Source organism: Methylobacterium sp. Leaf88 (genome assembly GCF_001422795.1).
Lineage (GTDB): Bacteria > Pseudomonadota > Alphaproteobacteria > Rhizobiales > Beijerinckiaceae > Methylobacterium.
On record NZ_LMMK01000053.1, the window covers coordinates 107866 to 123234 of the forward strand.

A 15369-nucleotide genomic window follows, 5' to 3' on the forward strand; every position below is an offset into this window, starting at 1 on the left:
CGCGCACATGGCGCGCGGGACCGTCACTTCCGCAGCGGCACGCCCTTCGTGGTGAAGCGCGGCGCGCCCGGATGGCGCGCAGGCTGCGGCTGGCCCCGCCCCTTGCCCGCCCCGGAGCCCGTTCCCGACGGCTGCGAGACCGGAACCAGCTGGTCCGGCCGCGGCCCGATGAGATCCGCCCGGCCCATCGCCCGCAGCGCCTCGCGCAGCAGGGGCCAGTTCTCGGGGTCGTGATAGCGCAGGAACGCCTTGTGCAGCCGGCGCTGCCGCAGCCCCTTGATCGCGTCGACCGGTTCGCTGCCGCCGCGCCGTACGCCCTGCAGGGGGTTGATCTCGGTGTGGTACATGGTCGTCGCCGTCGCCATGGGCGAGGGCAGGAAGGTCTGGACCTGATCGGCGCGGTAGTCGTTCTTCTTGAGCCAGAGGGCGAGGTTGAGCATGTCCGCGTCGGTCGTGCCCGGATGGGCCGCGATGAAGTACGGGATCAGGTAGTACTTCTTCCCGGCCTTCTGGGCGGCGGCGTCGAACATCTCCTTGAAGCGGTCGTAGGTGCCGATGCCCGGCTTCATCATCAGGTCGAGGGGGCCGCGCTCGGTGTGCTCGGGGGCGATCTTGAGACGGCCGCCGACGTGGTGGGTCACGAGCTCCTCGACGTATTCGGGGCTCCGGACCGCGAGGTCGTAGCGCACGCCGGAGGCGACCATCACCTTCTTGACGCCCTCCACCTCGCGGACCTTGCGGTAGAGCCGGATCAGGTCGTCGTGCGAGGTGTTCAGGTTCGGGCAGATGTCGGGGAAGACGCAGGACGGCAGCCGGCAGGCCGCCTCGATCTTCGGGTCCTTGCAGGCCATCCGGTACATGTTCGCCGTCGGCCCGCCGACATCCGAGATCACGCCCGTGAAGCCCGGCGTCTTGTCGCGAATGTGCTCGATCTCGCGCAGGATCGAACCCTCCGAGCGGTTCTGGATGACGCGGCCCTCGTGCTCGGTGATGGAGCAGAAGGTGCAGCCGCCGAAGCAGCCACGCATGATCGTCACCGAGAACTTGATCATGTCCCAGGCGGGGATCTTGGCGTCGCCGTAGGACGGATGGGGCGCGCGGGCGTAGGGCAGGTCGTAGACCGCATCCATCTCGTCGCTGGAGAGCGGGATCGGCGGCGGGTTCAGCCACAGGTCGCGGTCGCCGTGGCGCTGGACGAGGGGGCGCGCGTTGCCGGGATTGGCCTCCCGGTGCAGCACCCGCGAGGCGCGGGCATAGGCCTCCTTGTCGTCCTTGACCTCGTCGTAGGCGGGGAGCCGGATCACGGTCTCGCCGGGGCGGCGGCTGGCGGCCTCGTCGGCCGAATCGAGGTCGTCGGCGGGCAACTCGGTGTAGGGCTCGGGCACCCGGCGGAACAGGGCGACGCCCCGGACGGAGTGGAGATCCTGCGGGGCCTCGCCGGCCGCGAGGCGGTTGGCCACCTCGACCACGGCGCGCTCGGCATTGCCGTAGAGGAGCAGGTCGGCCTTGGCATCCGCCAGGATCGAGCGGCGCACCTTGTCGGACCAGTAATCGTAATGGGCGATGCGGCGCAGCGAGGCCTCGATGCCGCCGAGGATGATCGGCACGTCCTTGTAGGCCTCGCGGCAGCGCTGCGTGTAGACGATGGTGCAGCGGTCCGGCCGGGCGCCGCCTTCGCCTCCGGCCGTATAGGCGTCGTCGCTGCGCAGGCGCCGGTCCGCCGTGTAGCGGTTCACCATCGAATCGAGGTTGCCGCCGGTGACGCCGAAGAACAGCGTCGGCCGGCCCAGGGCCTTGAACGGCTCCGCCGATTGCCAGTCCGGCTGCGCGATGATGCCGACCCGGAAGCCCTGCGCCTCGAGCAGCCGGCCGATGATGGCCATGCCGAAGCTCGGGTGGTCCACGTAGGCGTCCCCCGTCACCAGGACGATGTCGCAGGCGTCCCACCCGAGCCGGTCCATCTCGGCGCGGCTCATGGGCAGGAACGGCGCCGCCGTCCGGTTCAGCGGCGGCGTGCAGGCGAGGGGAGCCACGGAGCGACTCACGGGAGCTTGGAGGTCCATGGGGCCCGTGCATAGACCGCCCGGGCCACGATCTCAACGAAGCCCGCGGCGGCCGGGTGCCGCGACCACATCGGACCGGCCGCGACGCCGTGCCCGTCCGCCTCGTCCGTCTCCTGGCCTTTCCCGTACTGCCAGCACGTCGCCCGCCCCGGCCGAATCGGAGCCCGCCTCACTCCACCACCAGTTCCACCCGGTCGGCGGCGAAGAGGCTGCGGGTGGCCTGGATGCGGGTGCCCGCGCCGTCCACGTTCACGCTGGACAGGGCGATCAGGGTGCGGCCGGGGGCGATGTCCAGGCGCTCCGCCTCCTCGGGGCTGGCCGGGCGGGCACCGATCCGGGTGGAGAGCCGGGTGTAGTCGGCCACCCCGAAGCCCGCATAGGCCCGGGTGAGCGAGCCGCTGGCGGCGTAGGCGGCGTCGAAACCGGTAAAGCGCGGCAGGGGCAGGCAGGTCCGGGCCGTCGAGATCGGGGCGCCGTCGGCCCGGTGCACGGTGAGGAGTTCGAGGATCGGCGCGCCCGGGGCGATCCCCAGGGCCTCGGCCCAGTCCGCATCCGCCGGGTTGGTGGCGGCCGCGATCAGGTCGCCCCAGGCCTCGCGCCCGGTGCGCGAGACGATCTCGGAGAAGCGGGTGCGCGGGCCGATCGGGTAGGCGATCGGGCCCTGCTCCACGAAGCTGCCCCGCCCCTGCGTGGTCCGCACCAGCCCGCCCTCGGCGAGCACGCCGAGCGCCCGGCGCACCGTGTGCCGGTTCACGCCGAAGCGCGCGGCGAGCGCCGATTCGGCCGGCAGCTGCGCCCCGGCCGCCAGGGTCCCGCCGCGGATCTCGTCCGCCAGGGCGTCCGCGATCTGCCGCCAGGCGGCGAGGCCGCCCCCGCGCTGGAGCGCCGTCACGCGGCTGTCGCCCGCCTCGGTCATGGGTGGCTCGCGTGCGTCGTCTGCATGGTGTCCTCGAAAGGCATGGTGTCCTCGAAATGCACGGCGTCCTCGAAAGCCCTTGCGCCCGATCATCCACTTGTCTACACATATAGACAGGTTTGGAGACCGACCGATGCCGAGCGCCAGCCAAACACCACCCGGGCCCGGGATGCCAGACCTTGCCCCGCGCCAGCGGGCGATGGCGCGGGCCGGTGCGGCGACGGCCGACGAATTGCGGGCGGCCCTGGCGCGGGCCGGCGCCACCCCCGAGGCGGAGGACCTGCGGGCGCCCGAGACGGGCCTCGTCATGGTCCGCGGGCGGATCGGCGGCGACGGCCGGCCCTTCAATGCCGGCGAAGCCACGGTGACCCGGGCGGCGGTGCGCCTGCCCGGGGGCGAGACCGGCTTCGCCTACCATCTCGGCCGTGACCGGGTCCGCGCCCGCCTCGCCGCCATCCTGGATGCCCACTGGCAGCGCCCGGAGGCGCGGCCCGCTCTCGAGGCGGCGCTGGCTGAGATCGCCGGCCGCCGGGCGGAGGCGGCGCAACGGGCCGCCCGCAAGGCGGCGGCCACCCGGGTCACCTTCTTCACCCTGGCGCGGGGCGAGGATTGATGGCCCACAGGCTCGCCCCCGGCTTCGCCGATCCCGTCCACGAAGGCCAGGCCGTCTTCCGCGCCGCGATGGAGGCCCTGAGCCGGCCCGGGCGGATCCGCCCCCTGGTCACCGCCCTGGCGCCGCCCGCCCCCCTCACTCCCGAGCTCGCGGCCCTGGCCCTGGCGCTGACCGACGCCGACACGCCGGTCTGGCTCGATGCGCCGCTCCGGGCGGACCCGGCGGTCGCCGGCTTCCTGCGCTTCCACACCGGGGCGCCCCTGGTCGCGGCCCCCGGAGAGGCCGCCTTCGCACTGATCGCCGATCCGGCCCATTGCCCGCCCTTCACGGATTTCGCCCAAGGCACCCCCGCCTACCCGGATGCCTCCGCCACGCTGATCCTGGCCGTCGACACCCTCTCCGACGAGGCAGGGCCGGCCTTCGCGGGACAGGTTTTCGCGGGACCCGGCATCCGCGGCACGGCGCGGCTCGACGCCGGCCCCCTGCCCGCCGCCTGGGCCGCGCGCTGGGCCGCGAACCATGCGGGCTTCCCGCTCGGGATCGACTGTCTGTTCGTGGCGCCGGGCCGCCTCGCCGGGCTGCCGCGCTCGGCCCGGCCCGTCGGCGCCGAAGCTTTGCCGGGTTCGGAGGCTCTGCCATGTACGTAGCGGTCAAGGGCGGCGAGGCCGCCATCGACAACGCCCACCGCCTCCTGGCCGAGGTCCGGCGCGGCGACCCGGCCGTGCCCGAGCTCACCGTGGCGCAGATCCGCGAGCAGATGCGCCTCCTCGTCGACCGGGTGATGACCGAGGGCTCCCTCTACGATCCCGATCTGGCCGCCCTCGCCCTGAAGCAGGCCCGGGGCGACGTGGTCGAGGCGGTGTTCCTGGTGCGGGCCTACCGCACCACCCTGCCGCGCTTCGGCGCCACCGAGCCGGTCGACACCGGCGCGATGACCCTGGTGCGGCGCATCTCCGCCACCTTCAAGGACCTGCCCGGCGGGCAGGTGCTCGGCCCGACCTTCGACTACACCCACCGCCTCGTGGATTTCGGCCTGGCCGACGGGGATTCGCGAGACCGCTCCCCCGATCCCGCCGCCGAGGCGGAGCCGGAGGCCGATGCCGCCGCCTGCCCGCGGGTCACCGACCTCCTGGGGCAGGCCGGCCTGCTCGAACCCTCGCCCCCGGACGCGGGCGCCCCCGTGGGCGACCTCACCCGCGAGCCGGTGGACTACCCCGTCGACCGGGCGGTGCGGCTCCAGGGGCTGGCCCGGGGCGACGAGGGCTTCCTCCTCGCCCTCGGCTACTCGACGCAGCGCGGCTACGGCCGCACCCACCCCTTCGTCGGCGAGATCCGGGTCGGGGCGGTGGACCTCGAATTCACCCCGGAGGAACTCGGCTTTCCGGTCGGCCTCGGCACGGTGGACCTGACCGAGTGCCAGATGATCAACCAGTTCCACGGCCACGGGGCGGTGCCGCCGCAATTCACCCGGGGCTACGGCCTCGTCTTCGGCCAGGGCGAGCGCAAGGCCATGGCCATGGCCCTGGTGGACCGCTCGCTCCGGGCCGCCGAACTCGGCGAGGCCGTGGCGGTGCCGGCCCAGGACCAGGAATTCGTGCTGGCCCATTGCGACAGCCTGCAGGCCACGGGCTTCGTCGAGCACATGAAGCTGCCGCACTACGTGGATTTCCAGGCCGAGCTCGACCTGGTGCGGCGCCTGCGCGCCGAGCACGCCGCCCGGGCGGCGGCGCCTCCGCCCGAATCCGACGAATCGCCGCTGCGGGAGGCCGCCGAATGAACCCGTCCAACCCCGCCGCGGCGCCCGCCGCCGTCACCGTCTCGGCCGGCCCCGGCTACAGCTTCGCCTATCTCGACGCGGGCACGAAGCGGATGATCCGCCGGGCCATCCTCAAGGCCATCGCGATCCCGGGCTACCAGGTGCCCTTCGCCGCCCGCGAGATGCCGATGCCCTACGGCTGGGGCACCGGCGGCGTGCAGGTCACCGCCGCGATCCTCGGCGCCGCCGACGTCCTCAAGGTGATCGACCAGGGCGCCGACGACACCACCAACGCGGTCTCGATCCGGCGCTTCTTCACCGCCACCGCGGGAATCGCCACGACGACGCGCACGGCCGAGGCCAGCGTGATCCAGACCCGCCACCGCATCCCGGAGGCGCCGCTCGTCGAGGGGCAGGTCCTCGTCTACCAGGTGCCGATCCCCGAGCCCCTGCGCTTCCTCGAACCGCGCGAGACCGAGACGCGCCAGCTCCACGCGCTGGCCGAGTACGGCCTCATGCACGTGAAGCTCTACGAGGACATCGCCCGCCACGGCCACATCGCCACCACCTACGCCTATCCGGTGGAGGTGGCCGGCCGCTACGTGATGGACCCCTCCCCGACCCCGAAATTCGACAACCCCAAGATGGACGACTGCCCCGCCCTCCAGCTCTTCGGCGCTGGGCGCGAGAAGCGCATCTACGCGATCCCGCCCTACACGCGGGTGCGCAGCCTCGACTTCGAGGACCACCCCTTCCGGGTCCAGAGCTTCGACCGCCCCTGCGCCCTCTGCGGCGCCGAGGGCGTCTATCTCGACGAGGTCGTCCTCGACGATGCCGGCGGGCGGATGTTCGTCTGCTCGGACACCGACCATTGCGAGAGCCGCCTTGGCGAGAGCTGCCTTGGCGAGACCCGCCGCGCCGACGGCCAGACCGGGGAGGCCGCGTGATGGACCCGCTCCTGAGCGTCGAGGGCCTGACCAAGCGCTACGGCCGGCGCCTCGCCTGCGACGGCATCGGCTTCACTCTCGACCCCGGCGAGGTCCTGGCGGTGGTCGGCGAATCCGGCTCCGGCAAGTCGACCCTGCTCTCGCTCGTCGCCGGCGAGGTCGCGGCCGATGCCGGATCGGTCGCCTACCGCATGCGCGACGGCGCGACGCGCGACCTCGATACGCTGAGCGCGGTCGAGCGCCGCGCGCTCATGCGCACGGATTGGGGGTTCGTGCGCCAGGACGCGACGCAGGGCCTGCGCATGGCGGTCTCGGCCGGGGGCAATGTCGGCGAGCGCCTGATGGGCATCGGCGACCGCCATTACGGCCGCATCCGCGCCACCGCCCTCGACTGGCTCGCCCGGGTCGAGATCGCCCCCGACCGGGTCGACGACCCGCCGACGCGCTTCTCCGGCGGCATGCGCCAGCGCCTGCAGATCGCCCGCAACCTCGTCACCGCCCCCCGCCTCGTCCTCATGGACGAGCCGACCTCGGGCCTCGACGTCTCGGTCCAGGCCCGCCTCCTCGACCTGATCCGGGGCCTGGTGGCCGAGCTCGGCCTCGCGGTCATCATCGTCACCCACGACCTGGCCGTGGCGCGCCTGCTCTCGCACCGCGTCCTCGTCATGCGGGCGGGCCGGGTGATCGAGACCGGCCTGACCGACCAGGTCCTCGACGATCCGCAGGCCGCCTACACCCAGCTCCTCGTCTCCTCGGTGCTCGCCGCATGACGCCTCCCCTCCTCGCCTTCGAAGACGTGGCCAAGAGCTTCACCCTGCACCTGCGCGGCGGCGCCGTGCTGCCCGTCATCGCCGGCGCCACCCTGGCGGTCCGTCCGGGCGAGTGCGTCGTGCTCGGCGGTGCCTCCGGCGCGGGCAAGTCCTCCCTGCTGAAGATGGCCTACGGCAACTATCGCTGCGCCGGCGGGGCGATCCGGGTCCGCGACGGGGCCCGCATCGTCGACCTCGCCACGGCCGCGCCGCGCGAGATCCTGGGGCTGCGCCGCACCACGCTGTCCTACGTCTCGCAGTTCCTGCGGGTGATTCCCCGGGTCGGCGCCCGCGCCGTGGTGGAGGCCGCCGGCCTCGAGGGCGGCCTCGCCCCCGCGGCGGCCCGGACCCGGGCGGGCGACCTCCTGGCCCGCCTCAACCTGCCCGAGCGCCTCTGGGCCCTCCCGCCCGCCACCTTCTCGGGGGGCGAGCAGCAGCGGGTGAACATCGCCCGCGGCCTCATCGCCGACCGGCCCATCCTGCTCCTGGACGAGCCCACCGCCTCCCTCGACGCACGGAACCGCGCCGTGGTGGTGGACCTCATCGCCGAGAAGCGGGCCGCCGGCACCGCCATCCTCGGCATCTTCCACGATGCGGACGTGCGCGAAGCGGTGGCGACGCGCATCGTCGACGTCTCGGCCTTCCACGGGGCGCTGGCGGCATGATTCGGGATCGGGAACAGGCAAGCATGACGGACCGGGTCCAGATCCTCGAGAACGCCCGCCTGGTCCTGCCCGACCGGGTCGAGGACGGCTGGCTCGCCGTGGCCGACGGGCGCATCGCCGAGATCGGCACCGGTCGCGCCCCCGAGCGCGGCCTCGACTGCGCCGGCGACACCCTCATTCCGGGCCTCGTCGAGCTCCACACCGACCACCTGGAGAGCCACTACGCCCCGCGCCCCGGCGTGCGCTGGCATCCCCTCGGGGCGGTGCTGGCCTACGATGCGCAGATCGCGGCGTCGGGCATCACCACGGTGTTCGACTCGCTGCGCGCCGGCACCGACCCGGACGGCAGCGGCCTCGGCACCGAGCTGGAGCTGCTCGCCGCCGCCCTGGCGGAGGCCGGGGAGGCCGGCCTGTTCCGGGCCGAGCACCGCACGCACCTGCGCTGCGAGATCCCCTCCCCCGACGTGGTCGAGACCGTGCGCGCCTTCGCGGGGCGCTACCCCATCGGCCTGCTGTCGCTGATGGACCACACGCCGGGCCAGCGCCAGTTCCGTGACGTCGACAAGTACTACGTGTATGCCGGGCGCGGCGGCCGCTCCCTCGAGGAGATAAAACGCAGCACCGCCCGCAAGATGCGCGACGGCCGCGCCCTCAACGCCGTCAACCGTCCCGCCCTGGTGGCCCTCGCCCACGCGCACGGCATCCCCCTCGCTAGCCACGACGACACCACCCTGGCCGATGTCGCGCTGTCGCGGGAGGAATCGGTGGTCCTCGCCGAGTTCCCCACCACCCTGGAGGCGGCGGAGGCTTCGCACGCGGCCGGCATCACCGTGATGATGGGGGCGCCCAACCTGATCCGGGGCGGCTCGCATTCCGGCAACGTCGCGGCCCATACCCTGGCGGAGGCCGGCACCCTCAGCATCCTGTCCTCGGACTACGTGCCGGCGAGCCTGCTGATGGCGGCCTTCGGGCTGCCCGAGCGCGTCCCCGGGACCACCCTGCCGGACGCCATCGCCACCGTGACGGCGAACCCCGCCCGCGCCACCGGCCTGACCGATCGCGGCCGGCTGGCGCCGGGCCTGCGCGCCGACCTCGTCCGCGTCCGCCTCGCCCGGGGCGTGCCGGTGGTGCGCCAGGTGTGGCGCGCCGGCGAGCGGGTGGTGTGATGGCGGGCGGCTTCGCCCTCGTGGTCGGCCCGAGCGGGGCCGGCAAGGACACCCTGCTGCGGCTGGCGCGGGACGCGCTGGGCGGTGATCCCCGTTTCGTCTTCCCGCGCCGCCTCATCACCCGCGCACCCTCGGCCCACGAGGACAACGTCGCCCTCACGGAGGAGGCCTTCACCGAAGGCGCCGCCGCCGGCGCCTTCGCCCTGCACTGGCGGGCGCACGGTCTCGGCTACGCGATTCCCGGCAACGCCGTGGAGCTGGCGCGGGCCGGACGGCTGGTGGTCTGCAACGTTTCCCGCCGGATCGTCGAGGAGGCGCGGCGGACCCTGCCACAGGTCGGCGTCGTCGCCATCACGGCGGCCCCCGAGGTGCTGGCCCGGCGCCTCGCCGCCCGCGCCCGGCCCGAGGACGGCGACCTACGCACCCGCCTCGACCGCGTCGTCCCGATCGCGGCCGAGTGCACGATCTGGAACGATCGCGATCCGGACAGCGCCGCCGCCGTGCTGGTCGCGCACTTGCGGGAGCGGGCGCCCTGAGCCGCGGCCGATCGCGGGTCAAGGCGCTGTCCAAACGAGAAGAGCGCGGCCCCGGCGGGACCGCGCTCTTCTCGTTCTAACCGTGCGGCCGGGCGCTCGCGCACCCGGCCGGATCGGATGGCCTACGCCTCCTGGCGAGGTCCGCGGGCGCGGTCCTGCTCGGCGTTGCGCTCGGCCTTGAGCTTCTCGGTGAGGTCCTCGCCGGTCTCCTGGTCGACGACCTTCATGGACAGGCGGATCTTGCCGCGGTCGTCCTGGCCGAGGAACTTCACCTTGACCTTCTGGCCCTCCTTGACGACGTCCGTCACCTTGGCGACCCGCTGGGCGGCGAGCTCCGAGATGTGGACGAGGCCGTCCTTGGCGCCGAAGAAGTTCACGAAAGCGCCGAACTCCATCGTCTTCACGACGGTGCCGTCATAGATCATGCCCGGCTCGGCCTCCGCCACGATGGACCGGATCCAGTTGTAGGCGGCCTTGATGGCCTTGCCGTCGCTGGAGGCGATCTTCACCGTGCCGGTGTCGTCGATGTTGATCTTGGCGCCGGTCTTCTCGACGATCTCGCGGATCACCTTGCCGCCGGTGCCGATCACTTCCCGGATCTTGTCGGTGGGGATCTGCATGGTCTCGATGCGCGGCGCGTACTCGCCGAGCTCGGGACGGGCATCGGTCAGGGCCTTCGCCATCTCGCCGAGGATGTGGACGCGGCCTTCCTGCGCCTGATGCAGGGCGACCTTCATGATCTCCTCGGTGATGCCCGCGATCTTGATGTCCATCTGCAGCGAGGTGATGCCGGCTTCCGTGCCCGCCACCTTGAAGTCCATGTCGCCGAGGTGATCCTCGTCGCCGAGGATGTCGGACAGCACGGCGTAGCGCTCACCCTCAAGGATGAGGCCCATGGCGATGCCCGCCACCGGACGGCGCAGGGGCACGCCCGCATCCATCAGCGACAGCGAGGCGCCGCAGACGGAGGCCATCGAGGAGGAGCCGTTGGACTCGGTGATCTCGGACACGACGCGGATCGTGTACGGGAACTCGTGGGCCGGCGGCAGCACGGGGTGCACGGCGCGCCAGGCGAGCTTGCCGTGGCCGATCTCGCGACGGCCCGGGGAGCCCATGCGGCCGGTCTCGCCCACCGAGTAGGGAGGGAAGTTGTAGTGCAGCAGGAAGGTCTCCTTGTAGGTGCCTTCCAGCGCGTCGATGAACTGCTCGTCCTCGCCGGTGCCGAGGGTGGCGACCACGAGGGCCTGGGTCTCGCCGCGGGTGAACAGCGAGGAACCGTGGGCGCGGGGCAGCACGCCGACCTGGGACTCGATCGGGCGCACGGTGCGCACGTCGCGTCCGTCGATGCGGGACCCCGTGTCGAGGATGTTCCAGCGCACGACCTTCGACTGCGCTTCCTTGAACGCGGCCTTGACCTTCTCGGCCGGGAAACGGGCCTCGCCCTCGGCGGGGCAGAGCGCGGCCATCACCTTCGCCTTCACGGCGTCGACGGCGGCGTAGCGCTCCTGCTTGACGGTGTTCTTGTATGCGGCGCGCAGGTCGGCCTCGCACACGTCGAGGACGGCCTGCTCCACGTCGCCGTTCTCCGGCGCCTGGAAGTTGCGGGGCTCCTTGGCGGCCTTCTCGGCGAGGCGGATGATCGCCTCGATGACCGGCTGGAAGTGCTTGTGGCCGAACATCACGGCGCCGAGCATGACCTCCTCGCCGAGTTCCTTGGCCTCGGACTCGACCATCAGGACGGCGTCCTGGGTGCCGGCGACGACGAGGTCGAGGGTCGAGGCCTCGAGGTCGGCCACGTGCGGGTTCAGGGTGTACTGGCCGTTGACGTAGCCGACGCGGGCGGCGCCGATCGGGCCCATGAAGGGCACGCCCGACAGGGTCAGGGCGGCGGAGGCCGCGACCATCGCGAGGATGTCGGGGTCGTTCTCGAGGTCGTGGGTCAGGACGGTGACGACCACCTGGGTGTCGTTGCGCCAGCCCTCGACGAAGAGGGGGCGGATCGGGCGGTCGATCAGGCGGGAGACCAGGGTCTCCTTCTCGGACGGACGGCCTTCGCGCTTGAAGTACCCGCCGGGGATTCGGCCGGCGGCGTAGGCGCGCTCCTGGTAGTTCACCGTGAGGGGCAGGAAATCGATGCCGGCCTTGGGCTCCTTGCCGGACACGACGGTGGCGAGCACCGAGGTCTCGCCGTAGGTCGCCATGACGGAACCGTCGGCCTGGCGGGCGACCTTGCCCGTCTCGAGGACGAGCTTGCGGTCGCCCCACATCAGCTCTTCGCGTTGGATATCGAACATATGTCTAGCCTTCCTGCGGTCGGGCGAACCCGGCGCCGTCAGGGGCAAGATGGCGGGGGGCGCCGCGCGCCGCGCCCCCCGCGATCCTGTCCCCGACGCATCCGCCTTCAAGTCGCCCGGGTCTTCGGGTGGCCGGACCCATTCCGGCAGCCCGAACTGTCAAAACGCGGTCCCGGGCCGGGCCCGGAACCGCGTGAACGCCGTGTTTAGCGGCGGATGCCGAGACGCTCGATGAGGCTGCGGTAGCGGGCCTCGTCCTTGCGCTTGACGTAGTCGAGCAGCGAGCGGCGCTGCGAGACCATCTTCAGGAGTCCGCGGCGGGAATGGTTGTCCTTGCCATGGGTCTTGAAGTGGCCGGTGAGGTTGGTGATCCGCTCGGTGAGGATCGCCACCTGGACCTCCGGAGAACCGGTGTCCTTGCCGCCGGTCGCGTATTCCTTGATGAGCGCGGTCTTGCGCTCTGCCGTGATCGACATCGCAGTGCCTTTCGGTCCGGGTTTTCGGAAACGGGCGGCCTCGTCAGGAGGGCCGCGCCACGCTCGCGGAAGGCCGGTGCCGGGATGTCGTCCAGCACGGTCAGGCCCACAAGCAGCTTGTGCCCCGGCCCCGTTCATACGGGTCGGAGCGGCGCGGACCATACACGAAACCGGCCCTGACGCCAGCCCTCCGTCCGTCGCAGGGAGAAATCGACGTCTCAGGCCGCCACGGAGACCGAGGCGCCCACGGCGCGGATGTCCGCCGCCAGGGCCTCGATCCGGGCCGGGTCCGAATCCCAGGCGAACATGAAACGGGCACCGCCGCCGATGAAGGTGTAGAAGCGCCAGCCCCGGGCGCGCAGGGCCTCGAGGTGCTCGGGCGCGGCGCGCAGGAACACGGCGTTGGCCTCCACCGGGAACATCAGGTCGAAGGCCGCCACATCGGCTACGGCGGCGGCGAGGCTCTGCGCGCAGGCATTGGCGTGGGTCGCGTGACGCAGCCAGGCCCCGTCCTCCAGCACCCCGACCCAGGGAGCGGAGAGGAAGCGCATCTTCGAGGCGAGCTGCCCCGCCTGCTTGCAGCGGTAGCCGAAATCCTCCGCCAGGGCGGCGTCGAAGAACAGGATCGCCTCGCCCGCCGCCATGCCGTTCTTGGTGCCGCCGAAGCAAAGGAGGTCGACGCCGGCCTTCCAGGTCATGTCGGCGGGGCTGCAGCCGAGGCTGGCACAGGCATTGGCGAAGCGCGCTCCGTCCATGTGGAGGCGCAGGCCGAGATCCCGGCAGGTGGCGGCGATCGCCCGGATCTCGGCGAGGCTGTAGAGCTGCCCCGTCTCGGTGGGCTGGGTGATCGTGACCACGCGGGGCTTGGGGAAATGGATGTCCGAGCGCCCCGTGGCGACGCCCCGGATCAGGGCCGGGTCGAGCTTGCCGTCGGGGCTCGCCACCACGAGCAGCTTCGAGCCGTTGGAGAAGAACTCGGGCGCGCCGCACTCGTCCGTTTCGACATGGGCCGAGGCCGAGCAGATGACGCTGTGGTAGGATTGGCAGAGAGAGGCCAGGGCCAGGGCGTTGGCGGCGGTGCCGTTGAAGGCGAAGAAGACGTCGGCGGCGTCCGTCTCGAACAGGGTCCTGAAGGTGTCGGCCGCCCGCTTCGTCCACGGGTCTTCGCCGTAGGCCGGTACCGAGCCGCGATTGGCCGCGTCCATGGCGGCCCAGGCCTCGGGGCAGATGCCGGCGTAGTTGTCGCTCGCGAATTGCTGGGGCTCGGGGGGCATGAGTCGCTCTCGTCTGGCCAAGGTCCGCATCGGGAGTGCAGCGGCCGGCCGAACAGAGATATGGCGAAGCCCGTTTGGTTGCCGGTCCGGCCACATCCCCGCCGATTGCCGGAGGGTACCACCTTGCCCGGGGGAGCAGGTTGGCGTCAGGGATCGCCCCGACTCTTGATGCGGCCCATGATTTACCAGAGGGGTCCGGCTCTGACAACACGGGCAGGTTGCCGCCTGGTGCGGGAACTAGATCGTGGCGTGAAATCCGGGGCGAGTGCTCGGCACCCCCTGCCTGGCCCGGGACTTGCCCCGACTGGCCCGCGATCCACCGTCATGCGAAGGTCCTGCCGATGACGGGCAACAGCCTCACCGCGCGCAAATCCGTCGCCGACATCCTGGCGGCCGACGCCGAGGGCAAGGAATCCTCGCGCCTGCCGCGCTCGCTCTCGGCGTTCGACCTCGTCGCCCTCGGCGTGGGTGCTACCATCGGGGCGGGCATCTTCGTCCTCACCGGCACGGCGGCGGCGAACTATGCCGGCCCCGGCCTGACCCTGTCCTTCGTGCTCGGCGGCATCGCCTGCGGATTCGTCGCGCTCTGCTATGCCGAGCTCGCCGCGATGGTGCCGGCCCCGGGCAGCACCTACACCTATGCCTACGCAACCCTCGGCGAGGCCTGCGCCTGGATCATCGGTTGGGATCTCGTTCTCGAATACGCGATGAGCGCTGCGACCGTGGCGGTGGGCTGGTCGGGCTACGCTCGCTCCCTCCTTGCCGATGCCGGCGTGCACCTGCCTGCGGTTCTGTCGGCGGCTCCCTTCACCCCCCTGCCCGACGGGGGCGCCGCATGGTTCGACCTGCTGGCGGCGGCCGTGATCGGCCTGCTGACCCTGCTCCTCGTGCGTGGCAACCGTGAATCGACCCGGGTGAACGCCGTGATGGTGGCGATCAAGGTCGCGATCATCCTGTCCTTCGTCGGCGTCGGTGCCGCCCATGTGGATGTGGGCCTGTGGTCTCCCCTGGTGCCGGAGAACACCGGCTTCTTCGGCGCGTTCGGCTGGAGCGGCGTGCTGCGCGGGGCCGGCGTGGTGTTCTTCGCCTTCATCGGCTTCGAGACGATCTCGACGGCGGCGGGCGAGACGCGCCGCCCCCAGCGCGACGCGCCGATCGGGCTCCTGGGGTCGCTGGCGATCAGCACGGTGCTCTACGTGGCGGTGGCGGCGGTGCTCACCGGCCTCGTCCCCTACCGGGCCCTCGACGTGCCCGACCCCATCGCCAAGGCGGTGGAGGCGATCGGCTTCGGGGCCTTCGCGGTGGCGATCAAGATCGGGGCGATCCTCGGCCTGACCACGGCGGCGCTCGCCGCCCTCTACGGGCAGGCCCGGATCTTCTACGCCATGGCGCGCGACGGTCTGTTGCCGCCGGCCTTCGCACGGGTGCATCCGCGCTTTCGCACGCCGGCCGCCAGCCAAGTCACCATCGGCGCGGTGACGGCCCTGGTGGCGGGGCTGGTTCCGATGGATCTCCTGGGCGAACTGGTGAGCATCGGCACCCTTTTCGCCTTTCTGGTGATCTGCACCGCCGTCCTGGTGCTGCGCCGGACGGATCCGGGGCGCCCCCGCCCCTTCCGGGTGCCGGGCATGCCGGTGGTGCCGATCCTCGGCATCCTGTCTTGCCTCGCACTGATGCTCGGCCTGCCCGGAGACACCTGGTTGCGGCTTTCCCTGTGGCTCGTCGTGGGGCTGGCGATCTACCTCGGCTACGGTCGACGGGCGGCGCGGCTGCGCCGGCTGCGCGCGCCGGGCCTCGGGGCGGGCGCGGCGCGCTGAACCTCAGGAGTAGTGGCGCGGGCTCGGACGGCCAGAA

The 15369-nt window shown here is 72.2% G+C and carries 14 protein-coding genes and 1 riboswitch; of the genes, 9 read left to right on the forward strand and 5 right to left on the reverse strand.

Annotated features, from left to right (window positions below; genetic code table 11):
• Window positions 1-23: 23 nt before the first annotated feature.
• Window positions 24-1976, reverse strand: a complete 1953-nt coding sequence (locus ASF20_RS21395; protein ID WP_156394182.1) for a YgiQ family radical SAM protein — start codon at window positions 1974-1976, stop codon at window positions 24-26.
• Window positions 1977-2232: 256 nt separating this feature from the next.
• Window positions 2233-2979, reverse strand: a complete 747-nt coding sequence (phnF, locus tag ASF20_RS21405; protein ID WP_056277797.1) for a phosphonate metabolism transcriptional regulator PhnF — start codon at window positions 2977-2979, stop codon at window positions 2233-2235.
• A gap of 169 nt (window positions 2980-3148) precedes the next feature.
• Here phnF and phnG point away from each other — a divergent pair, with 169 nt between their 5' ends.
• The 8 genes from phnG to phnN are packed head-to-tail and all read left to right on the forward strand — an operon-like array spanning window position 3149 to window position 9471.
• Window positions 3149-3592 carry a phosphonate C-P lyase system protein PhnG gene (gene phnG, locus ASF20_RS21410; RefSeq protein WP_280136514.1) on the forward strand — a complete coding sequence of 148 codons (444 nt, stop codon included), beginning with the start codon at window positions 3149-3151 and terminating at the stop codon, window positions 3590-3592.
• A complete protein-coding gene (gene phnH / locus ASF20_RS21415; RefSeq protein WP_056277803.1) occupies window positions 3592-4239 on the forward strand; it encodes a phosphonate C-P lyase system protein PhnH in 648 nt (215 codons plus the stop codon). The genes phnG and phnH overlap by 1 nt, the downstream gene beginning before the upstream one ends.
• A complete protein-coding gene (locus ASF20_RS21420; protein ID WP_056277806.1) occupies window positions 4230-5369 on the forward strand; it encodes a carbon-phosphorus lyase complex subunit PhnI in 1140 nt (379 codons plus the stop codon). The genes phnH and ASF20_RS21420 overlap by 10 nt, the downstream gene beginning before the upstream one ends.
• Window positions 5366-6295 carry an alpha-D-ribose 1-methylphosphonate 5-phosphate C-P-lyase PhnJ gene (locus ASF20_RS21425; RefSeq protein ID WP_056277808.1) on the forward strand — a complete coding sequence of 310 codons (930 nt, stop codon included), beginning with the start codon at window positions 5366-5368 and terminating at the stop codon, window positions 6293-6295. Before ASF20_RS21420 ends, ASF20_RS21425 begins: the two co-directional genes overlap by 4 nt.
• A complete protein-coding gene (gene phnK, locus ASF20_RS21430) occupies window positions 6295-7065 on the forward strand; it encodes a phosphonate C-P lyase system protein PhnK (RefSeq protein WP_056277811.1) in 771 nt (256 codons plus the stop codon). The genes ASF20_RS21425 and phnK overlap by 1 nt, the downstream gene beginning before the upstream one ends.
• Window positions 7062-7769, forward strand: a complete 708-nt coding sequence (gene phnL, locus ASF20_RS21435; protein ID WP_056277814.1) for a phosphonate C-P lyase system protein PhnL — start codon at window positions 7062-7064, stop codon at window positions 7767-7769. Before phnK ends, phnL begins: the two co-directional genes overlap by 4 nt.
• 23 nt (window positions 7770-7792) lie before the next feature.
• Window positions 7793-8935, forward strand: a complete 1143-nt coding sequence (locus tag ASF20_RS21440; protein WP_056277816.1) for an alpha-D-ribose 1-methylphosphonate 5-triphosphate diphosphatase — start codon at window positions 7793-7795, stop codon at window positions 8933-8935.
• Window positions 8935-9471 carry a phosphonate metabolism protein/1,5-bisphosphokinase (PRPP-forming) PhnN gene (gene phnN / locus ASF20_RS21445; RefSeq protein ID WP_056277819.1) on the forward strand — a complete coding sequence of 179 codons (537 nt, stop codon included), beginning with the start codon at window positions 8935-8937 and terminating at the stop codon, window positions 9469-9471. The genes ASF20_RS21440 and phnN overlap by 1 nt, the downstream gene beginning before the upstream one ends.
• A gap of 122 nt (window positions 9472-9593) precedes the next feature.
• Here phnN and pnp read toward each other — a convergent pair whose 3' ends face one another.
• The 3 genes from pnp to ASF20_RS21460 form a co-directional block, all read right to left on the reverse strand.
• On the reverse strand, window positions 9594-11765 hold the full coding sequence (pnp, locus tag ASF20_RS21450) for a polyribonucleotide nucleotidyltransferase (RefSeq protein WP_056216400.1): 2172 nt from the start codon (window positions 11763-11765) through the stop codon (window positions 9594-9596).
• Between the two features lie 206 nt (window positions 11766-11971).
• The gene (gene rpsO, locus ASF20_RS21455; protein WP_055950756.1) at window positions 11972-12241 is read right to left on the reverse strand and encodes a 30S ribosomal protein S15; all 270 of its coding nucleotides are present in this window, start codon (window positions 12239-12241) and stop codon (window positions 11972-11974) included.
• Window positions 12242-12459: 218 nt separating this feature from the next.
• The gene (locus ASF20_RS21460) at window positions 12460-13515 is read right to left on the reverse strand and encodes a low specificity L-threonine aldolase (protein WP_056216398.1); all 1056 of its coding nucleotides are present in this window, start codon (window positions 13513-13515) and stop codon (window positions 12460-12462) included.
• Window positions 13516-13579: 64 nt separating this feature from the next.
• Window positions 13580-13692, reverse strand: a riboswitch (SAM-I-IV-variant riboswitch).
• Window positions 13693-13856: 164 nt separating this feature from the next.
• On the opposite strand from ASF20_RS21460, the gene ASF20_RS21465 reads away from it, so the two are divergent.
• Window positions 13857-15332, forward strand: coding sequence for an amino acid permease (locus ASF20_RS21465; protein ID WP_082501499.1), 1476 nt, complete (start codon window positions 13857-13859; stop codon window positions 15330-15332).
• Window positions 15333-15369 lie beyond the last annotated feature (37 nt).

Excerpts from the sequence above, each read along its gene's own strand:
- ASF20_RS21395 (WP_156394182.1), bottom strand. The coding sequence starts at position 1,976 with ATGAGCCGCGCCGAGATGGACCGGCTCGGGTGGGACGCCTGCGACATC.
- phnF (WP_056277797.1), bottom strand. The coding sequence starts at position 2,979 with ATGACCGAGGCGGGCGACAGCCGCGTGACGGCGCTCCAGCGCGGGGGC.
- phnG (WP_280136514.1), top strand. The coding sequence starts at position 3,149 with ATGCCAGACCTTGCCCCGCGCCAGCGGGCGATGGCGCGGGCCGGTGCG.
- phnH (WP_056277803.1), top strand. The coding sequence starts at position 3,592 with ATGGCCCACAGGCTCGCCCCCGGCTTCGCCGATCCCGTCCACGAAGGC.
- ASF20_RS21420 (WP_056277806.1), top strand. The coding sequence starts at position 4,230 with ATGTACGTAGCGGTCAAGGGCGGCGAGGCCGCCATCGACAACGCCCAC.
- ASF20_RS21425 (WP_056277808.1), top strand. The coding sequence starts at position 5,366 with ATGAACCCGTCCAACCCCGCCGCGGCGCCCGCCGCCGTCACCGTCTCG.
- phnK (WP_056277811.1), top strand. The coding sequence starts at position 6,295 with ATGGACCCGCTCCTGAGCGTCGAGGGCCTGACCAAGCGCTACGGCCGG.
- phnL (WP_056277814.1), top strand. The coding sequence starts at position 7,062 with ATGACGCCTCCCCTCCTCGCCTTCGAAGACGTGGCCAAGAGCTTCACC.
- ASF20_RS21440 (WP_056277816.1), top strand. The coding sequence starts at position 7,793 with ATGACGGACCGGGTCCAGATCCTCGAGAACGCCCGCCTGGTCCTGCCC.
- phnN (WP_056277819.1), top strand. The coding sequence starts at position 8,935 with ATGGCGGGCGGCTTCGCCCTCGTGGTCGGCCCGAGCGGGGCCGGCAAG.
- pnp (WP_056216400.1), bottom strand. The coding sequence starts at position 11,765 with ATGTTCGATATCCAACGCGAAGAGCTGATGTGGGGCGACCGCAAGCTC.
- rpsO (WP_055950756.1), bottom strand. The coding sequence starts at position 12,241 with ATGTCGATCACGGCAGAGCGCAAGACCGCGCTCATCAAGGAATACGCG.
- ASF20_RS21460 (WP_056216398.1), bottom strand. The coding sequence starts at position 13,515 with ATGCCCCCCGAGCCCCAGCAATTCGCGAGCGACAACTACGCCGGCATC.
- ASF20_RS21465 (WP_082501499.1), top strand. The coding sequence starts at position 13,857 with ATGACGGGCAACAGCCTCACCGCGCGCAAATCCGTCGCCGACATCCTG.